This is a genomic window from Aquabacterium sp. CECT 9606, assembly GCF_918741295.1.
Lineage (GTDB): Bacteria > Pseudomonadota > Gammaproteobacteria > Burkholderiales > Burkholderiaceae_C > Aquabacterium.
This window is the reverse complement of record NZ_CAKKNB010000001.1, coordinates 765,746-780,634: the sequence shown is the minus strand read 5'-3', so window position 1 is coordinate 780,634 and position 14,889 is coordinate 765,746. Positions and strand designations below refer to the sequence as shown.

The following is a 14,889-nucleotide window of genomic DNA, read 5'->3' as shown; positions in this document are numbered from 1 at the left end:
GATGAGGCGGCAGCGACCAGCGGGCTGGAAGATCGGAAGGATCAATGTCCGATCTTATCAGGACACGTTCAGAACAATGAAGGCCAGCGCAGGCTGTCCACCGTCAGGCGGATCAGCTTCTTCTTGGTGTCCGTGTAGGGCGGGAAGAACATCTTGGCCATCATGATCGGGCCGGACTTGAGCACGGCCCGCTCGTGCGAGAAAGCCTTGAAGCCGAAGTGCCCGTGCGCGTTGCCGATGCCGGAGTTGTTGACGCCGCCGAACGGCAGGTTGCCGTGTGCGTAGTGCAGCACGCAATGGTTGATGGCCACGCCGCCCGAGCTGGTCTTTTGCAGGATCTGGCGGGTGCGCTCGCTGTTGCGGCTCCAGATGTACAGCGCCAGCGGCTTGTGGCCGGCGTTGATCTGGCGCACCACGGCGTCCACGTCGCGGTAAGGGATCAGCGGCAGCACGGGGCCGAAGATCTCTTCGCTCATGATGCTGGCGTCAAGCGGGACCTGGTCGATCAGGGTGGGAGCGACATAGCAGCTGGCAATGTCGACCTCGCCGCCGGTCAGCAGATTGGCGCCCTTGGCCTGCGCCTCTTGCAGCAAGGCGGCCACGCGCTGAGTGTGGCGCTGGTTGATCACGCGCGTGAAATGGGGGCTCTTGCGCTGCTCGGCTGGCGTGGCGCCATAGCGTTCGGCCAGCACCTTGCGGCACTCGGCCACGAAACCGTCCTTGACAGACTCGTGCACGAAGACATGGTCGGGCGCGACGCAGGTCTGGCCACAGTTGGTGAACTTGCCCCACATCAAGGCCTCGGCGGCCAGGCGCAGGTCGGCGGTCTCGTCCAGGATGACGGGCGACTTGCCACCCAGCTCGAGCGTGACACTGGTCAGGTTCTTGGCAGCAGCCGCCATCACCACCTTGCCCACGGCGGGTGAGCCGGTGAAGAAGATGTGGTCGAAAGGCAGATCGAGCAGCACTTGCGACGTGGGCAGACTGCCTTCGAACAGCGCGACTTCGTCGGGTGGGAAGGTGGCCGCGATGATCTCGGCCATGACCACGCTGACCGCCGGTGTCATTTCCGACGGCTTGAGGATGACCGTGTTGCCCGCGGCCAAAGCCGAAACCAGTGGACCGAAGCACAGGTTGAGCGGGAAGTTCCAGGGCGCGATGATCAGGCTGCGGCCACGCGGCTGGTACTCGATCCAGGCCGAGGTCATGGCCGTGGCCATGGTGGGCCAGACCTTGGTCGGGCGCATCCACTTCTTGAGCGAGCCGATGGCGTGGCGGATCTCGTCCAGCACCGGCATGAACTCGGTGCCTTCCACTTCGGATGAAGGCTTGCTGTAGTCCTTGGCAAAGGCCGCGTAGAAATCCTCGCGGCGGGCCATCATGGCGTCGCGCAATTTCTTCAGGCGGGCAATGCGCTCGGCGGCCGTGGACTCGCGCCACTTCAGCGCCGTGGCCAACTGGCGGTCGAAAACTTGACGGATCACGGCGGGGTCGGATTCCCCGGTGTTCGGATCAACGACGTGCATCATGACTTGGCTCATCCTTGTCTCCAATCAATGACAGTGGACTCTGAAAGATTCAGACTACTTGGCAAGCAGACCGGCGCGGATCACGCGGTCAACCAGGTCGGGCAGGGCCACGCCCTCTTGCTCGGCCTGGGCTTGCAGCTGCTTGACCAGGTCGGCGTTCAATTTCACGGCGAAGGGCACCAAGCCGTTGGCCTGGTCGATTTTGCGCTGTTCACGCCGATCCGGCACGGATGCGGCCGCGCTGCCAAAACGGCCAGACGATGGTGCCTGGCGCATCTGGCCCAGGATTTTCGAGGCCTTGTTCTTTTCGAGATCGGTTTTTTTCATCAGCGGCAGGTTTCAAGGCCTGGACAATAAGTCGACAATCCCGCGATTGTGCACCGGCACTGTTCAGTCGTGCACCTTTTCATCCTCGCCAGACGCCAGACTTCCACCAAGCGCAATCCGACCTCCCCTCAAATCCATGGCCACCTTGAAACAAATCACCTTCGAGTTGCGCGGCGACTTCATCGCGCTGGACAGCCTGCTCAAGGCCACCGGTCTGGCGGAAAGCGGCGGCCGCGCCAAAACCATGGTGTCCGAGGGCATGATCCAGGTGGACGGTCAGGACGAGTTGCGCAAGACCTGCAAGATCCGCGCGGGCCAGGTGGTGAGCCTGCACGGCGTGCGCATCCGGGTGGTCACGCCCGAGCAACCCCAGGAGACATCGACATGAGCCACAACATCTTCGACCAGGACCTGCCGCGCAACGAGGCCAATTTCACGGCCCTGAGCCCGCTGTCGTTCATTGAGCGCGCCGCCCTGGTTTACCCTGAGCGCCTGGCCATTGTGCATGGCGCGCTGCGCCAGACCTGGGCCCAAACTTACACGCGTTGCCGCCAACTGGCCAGTGCCTTGAACCAGCGCGGTCTGGGCGTGGGCGACACGGTGGCCGTGATGCTGCCCAACACACCGCCCATGGTCGAAGCCCATTTTGGCGTGCCCATGTCGGGGGCCGTGCTCAATGCCTTGAACACGCGCCTGGACGCCGAAGCCATCGCCTTCATGCTGGACCACGGCGAAGCCAAGGCCGTGCTGGTGGATGTTGAATTCAGCGCCGTGATGGCCCGTGCCCTGGCCCTACGCCAATCCACGCACCCCTTGTTGGTGATCGACGTTGATGACGTGGTCTACACCGGCGAGGGCGAGCGCATCGGGGCGCTGGACTACGAAGCTTTGCTGGCCAGCGGTGACCCGGATTTCAACTGGGCCTTGCCCACCGACGAGTGGAACGCCATCAGCCTGAACTACACCTCGGGCACGACCGGCAACCCCAAGGGCGTGGTCTACCACCACCGCGGTGCGGCCATGAACGCGGTGTCGGCCATCCTGGAATGGGACATGCCCAAACACGCCGTCTACCTGTGGACGCTGCCCATGTTCCACTGCAACGGCTGGTGCTTCCCATGGGCCGTGGCCGCGCGCGGCGGGGTGAACGTGTGCCTGCGCAAGGTCGAGCCCAAGGCGGTGTTCGACGCCTTCCGCGAGCACCAGGTCACCCACTATTGCGGCGCACCCATCGTGCACGCCTCACTGGTGAACGCGCCTGAAGCGTTGCGCCAGGGCATTCCGCGCGGCATCCAGGCCATGGTGGCCGGCGCGGCACCACCGGCGGCCATGATCGAAGGCATGGAAAAACTGGGCATCAACCTGACGCACGTGTATGGCCTGACCGAGGTGTATGGCCCGGCCTCGGTCTGCGTGAAGCACGATGATTGGGATGCGCTGGACATCGGGGAGCGGGCGCGGTTGAATGCGCGCCAGGGCGTGAGCTACCACCTGCAGCGCAGCGTGGCCGTGATGGATGCCAGCACCATGCAGCCTGTGCCGCTGGACGGTGAAACCATGGGCGAGATCATGTTCCGCGGCAACATCACGATGAAGGGTTACCTGAAGAACCCCAAGGCCACGCAAGAGGCCTTTGCCGGTGGCTGGTTCCACACAGGGGATCTGGCGGTGCAATACCCCGATGGCTACGTCAAGATCAAGGACCGCAGCAAGGACATCATCATCATCTCCGGCGGCGAGAACATCTCGTCGATCGAGGTGGAGGATGTGCTCTACCGGCACCCTGCGGTGCTGGCGGCAGCAGTGGTGGCCAAGCCGGATGACAAGTGGGGCGAAACGCCTTGCGCGTTCATCGAGCTGAAGGCGGATGCCCAGGTCACGGCCGAGGACATCGTGGCGCATTGCCGGCGGCACTTGGCGGGGTTCAAGGTACCCAAGGCGGTGGTGTTTGGCGAGTTGCCCAAGACATCGACGGGCAAGATTCAGAAGTTTGAATTGCGCAAGGTGGCGGGGTCGGCTCGGGCGATTGACACTTGAATCGTTGCAGGCCCCTTCCGAAGCGCTTGGTGATGCAGCGCGGGGCGAGGGCTGGGCCGGCATCCGGCAGGGCTTCAGCTTGGTGGTCCCGCTGGTAGCGGGACTGCCTTGCGATGTCCGCACCGAGGTGGGGCCGTGGAACTCGCTGCGCGGCCTGTGGCCGCTGCGCTCAAACAACCACGGCCAGTTAGATGTTGATGCGCGCTGCGCGCGCCCACCTCGGCGCGAACATCACAAGCACCAAGCAAGGCGCCCCGCCGGATGCCGGCCCGGCCCTTGTTTCGCCCCGCTGGTGGCCTGCCACCATCGCAACCGTGCTGCGCCACCAGCGGGGTGACCAGGGATGAGGCGGTGGCGGGCAGGGCGACTTCGGGGGCGTCGAGGAGCACAGGCCGCGGCGGGTTGCCCCTCGCAAAGCGAGGGGTCGGCGAGGACTGTTTGAGCTGCCGAAGGACAGCGAGTTCCGCAGCCGCCCGCCGTGGCTGAGCACCGCAGAGCAGTCCGCCGCAACGCGGTGGACCGCCACCATAGGAGCCCTGCCCGCCACCGCCTCATCCCCACCCCGCGCTGTCCCGACAAAGCGACAACGCACGCAAGCACGCCAAAAAACTAACCTACAGCAGCCCCCACCACTCGGGGCAACTGCTTCATTCCCCCAATGAATTCAGACGGAATGTTGGCATCGCTCAACAAAGTAGCGCCATCATGAAAGCTCACGGTGGTCGACCCATCGCGCTGGGTTTCAACCAGCACTTTCATGGGCAAATGCGGGTTCGCGTTCGAGGTATCCTGAACCACCGGCGTGTGGCCATCCGTGTCACCCAACACCAGGACCAGGGCCGGCGCCTTGCTCATGTCCTGACCGCCAGGCCGCTGCGGCGACACCTTGGCCAGCACCGACATGCCGCGCGAGCGCGCCGCCTGCATCAGCTTGGTCACGGTGTCGTCCAGGTTGTGCCTGCTGGTCAGGGTCACCCAGCCGACCTTCGAATCGGGGACATCCTCGCTGTCGCGAAGCTCCGGCAAACGCCCGGCCGCCATCAGGACCAGGGCCATGCAGCCAGTCATCCAGTATCGTTTCAAGCGCATGTTGGTTACCTCCAAAGCAGTCCACATAGGATGGGGGCGAGCCCCGTGAAGTTCAAGTCCTGGCAGGTTTCAGTTCGTAAAGCCGACCGGCTGCCAAATGCCGCATGATGGCGGGCTCAGGTTGCCCCACCATGACGCCCATGAATCTGTTCACCGCCCTCACCGCCGCCTGGCCAGCCACGCTGGACGAACCCGCCATCCTGACGGACACCGGCCATCACTACACCTGGCGTGACCTGGACCGTGCCACCGCCATGATGGCCAACCTGCTGCGCGGCCTGCGCCTGAAAGGCCATGCAGGTCGCCCACCCGTGGTCGCCGCGCACGTGGACAAATCGGTCGAGGCGCTGATGCTGTACCTGGCCACCTTGCGGGCCGGTTGCGCCTTCCTGCCTTTGAACCCGGCCTACCGGCAAAGCGAGTTGGACTACTTTGTGAACGATGCCCGGCCCTCGGTGCTGGTGTGCCGGTCGATGGACCAGGACTGGGTCGTGCCACTGGCGGCGCACGGCCGCGTCGCGCACTTGTTCACCCTGAACGACGACCGCACGGGCAGCTTGCTGGTGCACGCCGCCTCGCAATCGGACCAGCACCCGATTGACTCTGTTGAAGCGGATGACCTGGCCGCCATCCTGTACACCTCGGGCACCACCGGCCGCAGCAAGGGCGCCCTGCTATCCCATGGCAACCTGCTCAGCAATGCTCGGACCTTGCTGCGGCACTGGGACTGGCGCACCGATGACGTGCTGGTGCACGCCCTGCCCATTTTCCACATCCATGGCCTGTTCGTGGCGGGTCACTGCGCGCTGCTGTCGGGCACGGCCATGCGCTGGCTGAACAAGTTCGACGCCAGCAGCGTGATGGAGCAGATCCAGGACACCACCGAGCCCCGCGCCACAGTGTTCATGGGCGTGCCCACCATGTATGGCCGCCTGCTCGACACCGCTTATCTGCAGCCTGCTGCGTGCGCGGACATGCGCCTGTTCATCAGTGGATCGGCCCCCTTGTTGAGCGCCACCGCCGAAACCTTCGCCCAGCGCAGCGGCCACCAGATTCTGGAGCGCTACGGCATGAGCGAGACTGGCATGCTGTGCTCCAACCCGTGCCGCCCGCGTGAAGGACTGCGGGTGCCCGGCAGCGTGGGCCGGCCCTTGCCTGGCGTGGGCCTGCGCATCACCAACGACCACGATCAACTTTGCCCGACCTGCACCGTGGGCCATGTGCAGGTGCGCGGGCCCAATGTGTTCAAGGGCTACCTCGGCATGCCTGAGAAAACCCGCGAGGCCTTCACGCCCGATGGTTGGTTCAGGACCGGTGACGTGGGCCGCATCGATGCGCAAGGCTATGTGCACTTGAGCGGCCGCGCCAAGGACCTGATCATCACGGGCGGCTTCAACGTCTACCCGGCCGAGGTCGAGGGCCACCTCGACAAGCTACCCGGCGTGGTCGAATCGGCCGTGGTCGGCGTGCCTCACCCGGACTTTGGCGAAGGCGTGATTGCCATCGTGGTGCCGCAGGCAGACCATGCCGTCGACGAACAAGCCCTGATCCAGACCATGAAGGACACCATCGCCGGCTTCAAGGTGCCCAAGCGCGTGTTCTTCGCCACCGACCTGCCCCGCAATGCCATGGGCAAGGTGCAGAAAAACCTGCTTCGCCAGCAACACCAGGAGACTTTCGCATGAGCCTGAACATCCCCTCACTGAAAGACCGCGTCAGCCCCGAAGAGTGGCAGCTGCGCGTGGACCTGGCCGCCTGCTACCGCCTCGTCGCAGCCTACGGCTGGAGCGACCTGGTCTTCACGCACGTGTCCGCACGCATCCCCGGGCCCGAGCACCACTTCCTGATCAACCCCTATGGTCTGATGTTCGACGAGATCACCGCGTCCAGCCTGGTCAAGGTCGACCAGGACTGCAACAAGCTCAGTGACTCGCCCTTCCCCGTCAACCCGGCCGGCTTCACCATCCACAGCGCCGTGCACGCTGTGCGCGAAGACGCGGGCTGTGTGCTTCACACCCACACGCGATCGGGCGTGGCGGTGTCGGCGCAGAAGGACGGCGTGCTGCCCATCTCGCAACAAAGCACCTTCGTGCTGGCCTCGCTGGCGTACCATGACTACGAGGGCGTGGCCTTCCGCGACGAAGAGAAGCCCCGCCTGCAAGCTGATCTGGGCCACAAGAACTTCCTGATGCTGCGCAACCATGGCCTGCTGACCGTGGGCTCCACCATCGCCGATGCCTTCCTGTCGATGTACATCTTCGAGAGCACCTGCCAGATCCAGATCGCGGCACAAGCCGGCGGTGCGGCCTTGACGCAGGTCAATCCTCAGATCGTTGATGGCGTGGCCCATGCCATGAAAGTGCAGACTGGCAGCTTGGGCGGGGCTTTTGTGTGGCCGGCCTTGATCCGCAAGCTGGAGCGCACGGACCCCAGCTACCAAACCTGAAGCAGCGCGCAGCATGAAAAAGTGGGGATTGATCGCAGGCTTGCTGGTGGCCTCTGTGGCCGTGGCCACCTTCGTCGCGCTGGACCATGGCGCGCCCGCAGAATCCAATGCCGACCCAAACCCCATGAACGTGTTGCCGTGGCACATCGAGCCACTGCCCTCGGGCGACACGCAGGTGTTTGGCTTGCGGCTGTCCGCGCGACCCGAAGCCGCCAGCACGCTGGGCGATGTGCAGCGCCGCTGGGCATCAGACTTCCAGATGGCCGTGGTGGCCGCGCCCGGCGAAACCGGCAGCCTGGAAGCCTATGTGGAAACCGCCACCATGGGTTTCATCATCGGCAAACTGGTGGTGACCGCGCAGCTCGGCCCGCAAGTGATCAATGGCTTTCGCGAACGTGCCGCCAAGGTCGACTACATGAACAGCAGCACGCGCAAATACCGGCTGAGCCCTGAAGACCAGGCCCTGGCCTTGCGCGCGCCTATCCTGGCGCTGGCCTTCATCCCTCAGGCCAACCTGGATGAGGACATCGTGAAGGCGCGCTTTGGGATGCCCGCCGAACGGGTGCGCAGCAACGCCCATGCAGAGCATTGGCTTTACCCGGACAAGGGCCTGGGCATCACGCTCGACAGCGAGGGCAAGGAGCTGCTGCAGTATGTGGCGCCCGCCCAGTTCATGCGCTTGCGTGAACCGTTGAGGACACCCGCCAAAGTTCAGTGAGGCTTGAAGCCGGCCGTCAGCTCGTTGATGCGGCGGTCCTTCTCGGCCCACAAGCCGTTGACCCAGGTTTGCAAGCGTGCGCGGTAGCCCGTGTCGCGGCCCGTGTCAGTCTTCAGGTCTTGCGGGATGGCGACCTGGCGCACGTCCACGATCACATCGCTCAGCCGGCCACAGATCAGATCGGTGAAAGTGGGCACGCCCTTGGGGTAGACGATGGTCACGTCCAGCATCGCGTCGAACTGCTCGCCCATCACTGCCAGCGCCATGCCGATGCCGCCCGTCTTGGGCTTGAGCAGGTGCTGATGCGGTGATTGCTGTGCGTCGTGCTTGCTGGGCGTGAAGCGGGTGCCTTCCAGAAAGCTGATCACCGACGTGGGCACCACGCGGAATTTTTCGCAGGCCTTGCGCGCGGCTTCCAGGTCTTTGGACGCGCTCGCCTTGCCACCCTTGCGGGACATGAAGGGGAAGTCGAGCGCCCACCAGGCCAGGCCGATGATGGGCACGTAGATCAGCTCTTTCTTGATGAAGAACTTGAGCAGCGGGATGCGGCCGCCAAACACCTTCTGCAGCACCAGGATGTCCACCCAGCTTTGGTGGTTGCTGCTGACCAGGTACCAGCCCTTGCGCTTGAAGTTCTCAACGCCGGTGATTTGCCAATGGGTGTGCCCGACTGCATCGATCCACAGGCCATTGTTGGCCACCCAGATGTCGCCGATCTTGTTCAAGGCGTAATCGGTCACTTGACGCACCGCCCGGAACGGCAACACCAGCTTGAGCAGTGCAAAAGGGATCATGGCGGTGAACCCGACCAAGGTGTTCAAGGCCAGAACAGTGCTGGCCAGGATGGCCTTGACGAGGTACACAAGTCTTTGAAACATGGCGGTTGAACGCGGACCAGTGGCCCGCCTTCTGAATGGCGACAGAGCGCAATTATGGTGCCTAGAGGCCGCGCCGCCTGTTCAGGCCGCTTCCTGGGCCTGCCATTGCTGCAGGAGGTAAAGGCGCTGATAGCGCCCTTCGGGCAAGGCCATCAAGGCGTCGTGCGAGCCCTGCTCGGCAATGCGGCCATGGTGCAGCACCACGATGGCATCGGCATCTCGGATGGTGGACAGGCGGTGCGCGATGGCCACCACGGTGACCTGGCCATGCAAGGCGTCCAGGGCTTTTTGCACCAGGCGCTCGGTGTCGCTGTCGATGTGCGAGGTGGCCTCGTCCAGAAAGAGGATGCGCGGCTGACCGGCCAAGGCCCGCGCCATGGCCAGCAACTGCTTCTGGCCCACCGACAGGCGCGCGCCGCCTTCACCCAGCGGGGTGTCGTAGCCGTTTTCAAGCGCGAGGATGAAATCATGCACCTGGGCGGCACGTGCAGCGGTTTCGATCTGGGCCGGGCTCAAGCCGCGCCCCATGTCGATGTTCTCGCGGGCGCTGGCGGCCAGCAGGAAGGGCTCTTGCGGCACCAGGCCCACGGCATGGCGGAAGGCCTCGTCGTCGATGTCGTCGACCGGCTGGCCATCGATGGTCACGCTGCCAGCGGGCGCCTGGTAAAAGCGCAGCATCAGGGACAAGAGCGTGGACTTGCCACTGCCCGTGTGGCCCACGATGCCGATGAACTGGCCCGGCGCGATGTTCAAGTTGACGTCGTGCAACACGGGCGGGTTGGCCGCGTAGGCAAAGGTCAGGTGCCGGATATCGATGGCGCCTTGCGTGACGCGGCCTTGTCCACTGGTGCGCAGGGATTCGGCCTCTTGCAGCAAGGTGTTGACGCGCGCCGCCGCCACCATCGATTGCTGCAGTTGCGAGAACTGCGTCGTGATCTGGATGAGCGGCTCCACCACGCGGGCCATGGTACTGATGAAGGCGTACAGCACGCCGATCTCGACCGTGCTCAGGGTGCCGCCCTGGCTGCGCAAACCAAACACCATCATCACCAGCGCCAGCAGGGAGATGTTCAACAGATCGAGCGCGGGGCGCAGCAGCCAGGCGTTGGCGCGCAGCTCGTCACGGCGGGCCTGCAGCTGGGCGTGCGCAGTCTGTGCAAAGCGCTCGGCAAAACGGGGCGTGGCGTTGCTGGCCTGCAAAACCGCCATGCCAGCGATGGACTCGCCCATCTGCGCGTTCAAATCACTGCGCAACTGGCGCGAACGCGTCACGGCCGGGGCGCTCAGGCGCTGGTAAAGCCACACGATGGCGGTGACGGCGGGCACCAGCAAGGCCACCACCAGCATCAGTTGCCAATCCAGGTAAGCCATCGCGAACAGGGCGGCGACCAGGGCCACCACGCTGTCGAGCATCACGAACAGCACTTGCACATACAGGGCCTTGACCGCCTCGGTGTCGTTGGTGACGCGGCTGACCAGCTGGCCGGTGATGGCCTGGTCAAAGTAGGCCATGGGCAGGCGCAGCACGTGGCCATACACCTCTTCGCGCAGGCGCAGCACCGAGCGCATGGCCAGGCCCGCCAGGCGGATCAACTGGCCGTAGCGGATCCAGCTGGCGATCCAGGTTGCGAAGAGCGCGCCCAGCAGCAGGCCCGCCATCTCGGGCAAGGTGCCTTGGTGCGGCATCAGGTGCCGGTCGATGAAGGCCTTGCCCAGGATGGGGCCCAGCGCTTCCAGGCCGGCCGCCAGCATCAACCACAGCAGGCCGCGCCGCAGGTGGTGCAATTCGGGTTGGGCCGCGCGGCGCAGCAGGGCCAGTGCCTGGCCTCGGTCAAGCGGCTGCATCGTCGGCCTCCAGTTGTTGCTCAAGCTGTTGGTAGCGCCATTGGCGGGCGTACCAGCCCTCCCGCACCAAGAGTTGGGCATGGCTGCCTTGCTCGGCCACCACGCCTTCTTTCAGCACCTGGATGTGGTCGGCATCGGCCACGGAACTGAGCCGGTGGCTGACGACGATCACGATGCGCTCGGGGCGCTGGGCGCGCAGCTCGCGCAGGTGCCGCAGGATGCTGGCCTCGGTGTCGGTGTCCACCGCCGACAAGGCATCGTCCAGCAGCAGCAAGGGTGCGTCGGCCAACAAGGCGCGGGCAATGGCCACACGCTGGCGCTGACCGCCCGACAAGGTCACGCCGCGCTCGCCCACCGGGGTGTCATAGCCTTGGGGTAAACGCATGATGTCGTCGTGCACGGCGGCCATGCGGGCCACGTGCTCCACTTCAGCGCGCGTGGCCTGGGGCTTGGCCAACGCGATGTTCTCGGCCACTGAAGCCGAGAACAAAAAGGGCTCTTGCGGCACCCAACTCACGGCCCGGCGCAAGGTGTCCAGCGTGTAATCGGCCAAGGCCACGCCGCCCCATTGCACGCTGCCCGAATCGGGCGCGAATTGGCGCAGCAGCAAACGCACCACCGTGGATTTGCCCGAACCCGTGGGGCCCACCAGGCCCAGGGTCTGACCGGCTTGAACCGACAGCGACACGCCCGCCAAAGCCCGTGTGGGATGACCGGGGTAGGAGAACACCACATCTTGGGTCCGCAGGGCGCCGGGCTGGATGCTGTGCACGGTGCCATGGTCCTGCACCGTGAGCGGGGCCTCCAGCACGGGTTGCAGGCGGTCCCACGCAGCGCGGCCCCGCTCGATCAGGGAGAGCACCCAGCCAGCCGCGAACATGGGCCAGATCATCTGCCCCAGGTACAGGCTGAAGCTGGTCAACTGGCCGATGGTCAACTCCTTGTGCCAGACCAGGTAGCCGCCCATGGCCAGGCTCAGCATGGTGGCCGCGCCCAAGGTGAGGCTCACGGCCGGCTCGTAGGCGGCCTCCCAGCGCTGCGCCTTCAGGCTGGACTGGGCGGCTTTGTCCGCCAGCGTGGTGAAGTCGGCGGTGCTGCGCGCCTCCAGGCCCAGCGCCCGCACGGTGCGCACACCCGACAAGGTCTCGTGCACCTGGTCATTGAGGTGCCCGAAGTTGTCCAGCGATTGGCGGGAGGCCGTGTGCACGTGGTTGGAGATCCACCAGAAAGCCCAGCCCATGATGGGAAACGGCAGCAAGGCCACAAGGGTCAGGCGCCAGTCCACGCCCAGCACCATCGAGCCGATCACCAGCAACAGTGTCAAGGTGCCATCGAAACCTGCCAGCACGGCCTCGCCCGCGGCTTGTTCGACCGCGTCGATGTCATTCGTGGCCAGGGCCATGAGGTCGCCGGTGCGGCGATCCTGGTAGAAGTGAGGGCCCTGCAGGCTCAGGCGTTCGTACAGGCGGGTGCGCAGGTCCACGCCCAGCCGGTAAGCCGCCGCGTACAACAGTTGCCGCCAGGTCACGCGCATGAAGTAGATGGCCAGGCCAGCCAGCACCATCAGGCCCACCTCGCGGATCAGCCCATCGGTGTCCAGCCGGCGTGCCACCAGGCCATCGACCAGGTGCCCCACCTGGCGCGGCAGCCAGACGGTGAGCAAGGCGATGGCGACCAGCATCACGGCCGAAGGGCCGTAGGCACGCCAGTGGCGAAAAATGAATTTGGTGACGAGCGCGGACAGGGACATGGGTCAGCTGTGTCCCGACCGGCGCCGCTCCCGCAGCATGAACAAATACAGGCCTTCGACCTTTTCACGCGCCCAAGGCGTCTTGCGCAAAAAACGCAGGCTGGACGAGATGCTGGGATCGGACTGGAAACAGCGGATGTTGATGAGCCGGCCCAACTCCGGCCAGCCATAGCCGGCCACCAGTTCGTTGAGGATCGTTTCGAGCGTCAGCCCGTGCAACGGGTCCTGGCTGGGGGGATTTTTCATGGCGGCATCATGCCGCACTTATCATGTCCCCACCTCACCGAATGCCTTGAAAGAACGCCCATGAAGACACGTGCCGCCGTCGCCTGGAAAGCCGGACAACCCCTGACCATTGAAACCGTCGACCTGGAAGGCCCGCGCGAGGGCGAAGTGCTGGTCGAGGTCAAGGCCACCGGCATCTGCCACACCGATTACTACACGCTGTCGGGCGCCGACCCGGAAGGACTGTTCCCCGCCATCCTGGGCCACGAAGGCGCGGGCATCGTGGTGGATGTGGGCCCCGGCGTCAGCTCGCTGCGCAAGGACGACCACGTCATCCCGCTGTACACGCCTGAGTGCCGCCAGTGCAAGTTCTGCCTGTCGCGCAAGACCAATCTGTGCCAGAAGATCCGCGGCACGCAAGGCAAGGGCCTGATGCCCGATGGCAGCTCGCGCTTCTCACTCAATGGCGATCCGCTGCTGCACTACATGGGCACCTCCACCTTCAGCAATTTCATCGTGGTGCCCGAGATCGCATTGGCCAAGATCCGGCCTGACGCGCCTTTCGACAAGGTCTGCTACATCGGCTGCGGCGTGACCACCGGCGTGGGCGCGGTGCTGTTCAGTGCGCAGGTCGAGGCCGGCGCCAACGTGGTCGTGTTCGGCCTGGGCGGCATCGGCCTGAACGTGATCCAGGCGGCCAAGATGGTGGGCGCCGACAAGATCATCGGCGTGGACCTGAACCCCAAGCGCGAAGCCATGGCCCGCCAGTTCGGCATGACGCATTTCATCAACCCCAAGGATGTGCCCAATGTGGTCGACGCCATCGTGCAACTGACCGACGGCGGCGCCGACTACAGCTTCGAGTGCATCGGCAACACCACCACGATGCGCCAGGCGCTGGAATGCACGCACAAGGGCTGGGGCCGCAGCATCATCATCGGCGTGGCCGAGGCCGGCGCCGAGATCAGCACCCGCCCTTTCCAGTTGGTGACCGGCCGCAAGTGGGAGGGTTCGGCCTTCGGTGGTGCGCGCGGCCGCACCGACGTGCCCAAAATCGTCGACTGGTACATGGACGGCAAGATCAACATCGACGACCTGATCACGCACAAGCTGTCGCTGGACCAGATCAACGAGGGCTTTGACCTGATGAAGAGCGGCGAGTCGATCCGCTCGGTGGTGATGTACTGACATGGCCATCGAGACGCTCAGCGAACACGCCTGCTTTGGCGGCGTGCAAGGCTTTTACCAGCATGCCTCCAGCACCATCGGCCTGCCGATGCGCTTTGGCGTGTACCGGCCGCCGCAGGCGCTGAGCTCGCCCAGCACCCCCGTGCTGTTTTACCTGGCCGGCCTGACCTGCACGGAAGAGACCTTCGCCATCAAGGCCGGCGCGCAACAATACGCCGCCGAGCACGGCCTGATCCTGGTCAGCCCCGACACGAGCCCACGCAACACGGGCATCGAGGGGGCCGATGCCAGCTGGGACTTCGGCACCGCGGCCGGCTTCTACCTGGACGCCACGGCCGAACCCTGGGCGCGCCATTGGCGCATGGAAAGCTACCTGACGACCGAGCTGTTGCCGCTGGTGCTGCGGCACTTCAAGGGCGATGCGGCTCGCACAGGCATCTTTGGCCATTCCATGGGTGGGCACGGCGCCTTGACCTTGGCCTTGAAGCACCCGGATCTGTTCAAGAGCGTGTCGGCCTTCGCACCCATCGCGGCGCCCACGCAATGCCCTTGGGGCCGCAAGGCACTGCAAGGCTACCTGGGCGACGAGTCGGCCGCCTGGGCGCGGCACGACGCCACTGAGCTGGTCAGGGCTGGCGCCACCTGCCCGCCCATCCTGATCGACCAGGGCCTGGCCGACAAGTTCCTGGCCGAGCAATTGCATCCCCACCTGCTGGAAGCCGCCTGCCAGCAACAAGGCCAACCCCTCGCCATTCGGCGGCATGAAGGCTATGACCACGGCTACTACTTCATCAGCACCTTCATGCGCGACCACATCGCGCACCACGCGTCGATCTTGAAGGCCTGAGGCGCCACCA

General features: G+C 64.9%; 14 protein-coding genes. 7 read left to right on the top strand and 7 right to left on the bottom strand.

Going from position 1 to position 14,889, the window contains the following annotated elements:
• Positions 1 to 68: 68 nt before the first annotated feature.
• Positions 69 to 1,541 carry an aldehyde dehydrogenase family protein gene (locus tag LQ232_RS03580; protein ID WP_230179005.1) on the bottom strand — a complete coding sequence of 491 codons (1,473 nt, stop codon included), beginning with the start codon at positions 1,539 to 1,541 and terminating at the stop codon, positions 69 to 71.
• 42 nt (positions 1,542 to 1,583) lie between these two features.
• Entirely contained in the window at positions 1,584 to 1,856 is a 273-nt protein-coding gene (locus LQ232_RS03575) for a hypothetical protein (RefSeq protein ID WP_230179004.1), read from the bottom strand.
• Between the two features lie 145 nt (positions 1,857 to 2,001).
• On the opposite strand from LQ232_RS03575, the gene LQ232_RS03570 reads away from it, so the two are divergent.
• Together LQ232_RS03570 and LQ232_RS03565 are read left to right on the top strand one after the other, a co-directional pair.
• A complete protein-coding gene (locus tag LQ232_RS03570; RefSeq protein WP_230179003.1) occupies positions 2,002 to 2,244 on the top strand; it encodes an RNA-binding S4 domain-containing protein in 243 nt (80 codons plus the stop codon).
• Positions 2,241 to 3,893, top strand: a complete 1,653-nt coding sequence (locus tag LQ232_RS03565) for an acyl-CoA synthetase (protein ID WP_230179002.1) — start codon at positions 2,241 to 2,243, stop codon at positions 3,891 to 3,893. The genes LQ232_RS03570 and LQ232_RS03565 overlap by 4 nt, the downstream gene beginning before the upstream one ends.
• Before the next feature lie 609 nt (positions 3,894 to 4,502).
• Here the strand turns inward: LQ232_RS03565 and LQ232_RS03560 are convergent.
• The gene (locus LQ232_RS03560) at positions 4,503 to 4,982 is read right to left on the bottom strand and encodes a hypothetical protein (RefSeq protein ID WP_230179001.1); all 480 of its coding nucleotides are present in this window, start codon (positions 4,980 to 4,982) and stop codon (positions 4,503 to 4,505) included.
• Positions 4,983 to 5,113: 131 nt separating this feature from the next.
• Between LQ232_RS03560 and LQ232_RS03555 the strand changes: the two genes are divergently transcribed.
• The 3 genes from LQ232_RS03555 to LQ232_RS03545 are packed head-to-tail and all read left to right on the top strand — an operon-like array spanning position 5,114 to position 8,146.
• The gene (locus LQ232_RS03555; protein WP_230179000.1) at positions 5,114 to 6,667 is read left to right on the top strand and encodes an AMP-binding protein; all 1,554 of its coding nucleotides are present in this window, start codon (positions 5,114 to 5,116) and stop codon (positions 6,665 to 6,667) included.
• Positions 6,664 to 7,428, top strand: coding sequence for a class II aldolase/adducin family protein (locus tag LQ232_RS03550; protein WP_230178999.1), 765 nt, complete (start codon positions 6,664 to 6,666; stop codon positions 7,426 to 7,428). Before LQ232_RS03555 ends, LQ232_RS03550 begins: the two co-directional genes overlap by 4 nt.
• Positions 7,429 to 7,441: 13 nt before the next feature.
• The gene (locus tag LQ232_RS03545) at positions 7,442 to 8,146 is read left to right on the top strand and encodes a hypothetical protein (RefSeq protein WP_230178998.1); all 705 of its coding nucleotides are present in this window, start codon (positions 7,442 to 7,444) and stop codon (positions 8,144 to 8,146) included.
• Here the strand turns inward: LQ232_RS03545 and LQ232_RS03540 are convergent.
• The 4 genes from LQ232_RS03540 to LQ232_RS03525 form a co-directional block, all read right to left on the bottom strand.
• A complete protein-coding gene (locus tag LQ232_RS03540; RefSeq protein ID WP_230178997.1) occupies positions 8,140 to 9,024 on the bottom strand; it encodes an acyltransferase in 885 nt (294 codons plus the stop codon). The two genes, LQ232_RS03545 and LQ232_RS03540, sit on opposite strands and share 7 nt — an antisense overlap.
• Positions 9,025 to 9,105: 81 nt before the next feature.
• Complete coding sequence (locus tag LQ232_RS03535; RefSeq protein WP_230178996.1) at positions 9,106 to 10,869, bottom strand: ABC transporter ATP-binding protein; 1,764 nt, start codon at positions 10,867 to 10,869, stop codon at positions 9,106 to 9,108.
• Positions 10,856 to 12,619: an ABC transporter ATP-binding protein gene (locus tag LQ232_RS03530; protein WP_230178995.1), complete on the bottom strand. Its 1,764-nt coding sequence runs from the start codon at positions 12,617 to 12,619 to the stop codon at positions 10,856 to 10,858. Before LQ232_RS03530 ends, LQ232_RS03535 begins: the two co-directional genes overlap by 14 nt.
• A gap of 3 nt (positions 12,620 to 12,622) precedes the next feature.
• Positions 12,623 to 12,865, bottom strand: a complete 243-nt coding sequence (locus tag LQ232_RS03525; RefSeq protein ID WP_230178994.1) for a VF530 family DNA-binding protein — start codon at positions 12,863 to 12,865, stop codon at positions 12,623 to 12,625.
• 60 nt (positions 12,866 to 12,925) lie between these two features.
• On the opposite strand from LQ232_RS03525, the gene LQ232_RS03520 reads away from it, so the two are divergent.
• Together LQ232_RS03520 and fghA are read left to right on the top strand one after the other, a co-directional pair.
• A complete protein-coding gene (locus LQ232_RS03520; protein ID WP_230178993.1) occupies positions 12,926 to 14,032 on the top strand; it encodes an S-(hydroxymethyl)glutathione dehydrogenase/class III alcohol dehydrogenase in 1,107 nt (368 codons plus the stop codon).
• Position 14,033: 1 nt separating this feature from the next.
• Complete coding sequence (gene fghA / locus LQ232_RS03515; RefSeq protein WP_305878443.1) at positions 14,034 to 14,879, top strand: S-formylglutathione hydrolase; 846 nt, start codon at positions 14,034 to 14,036, stop codon at positions 14,877 to 14,879.
• Positions 14,880 to 14,889: the final 10 nt, after the last annotated feature.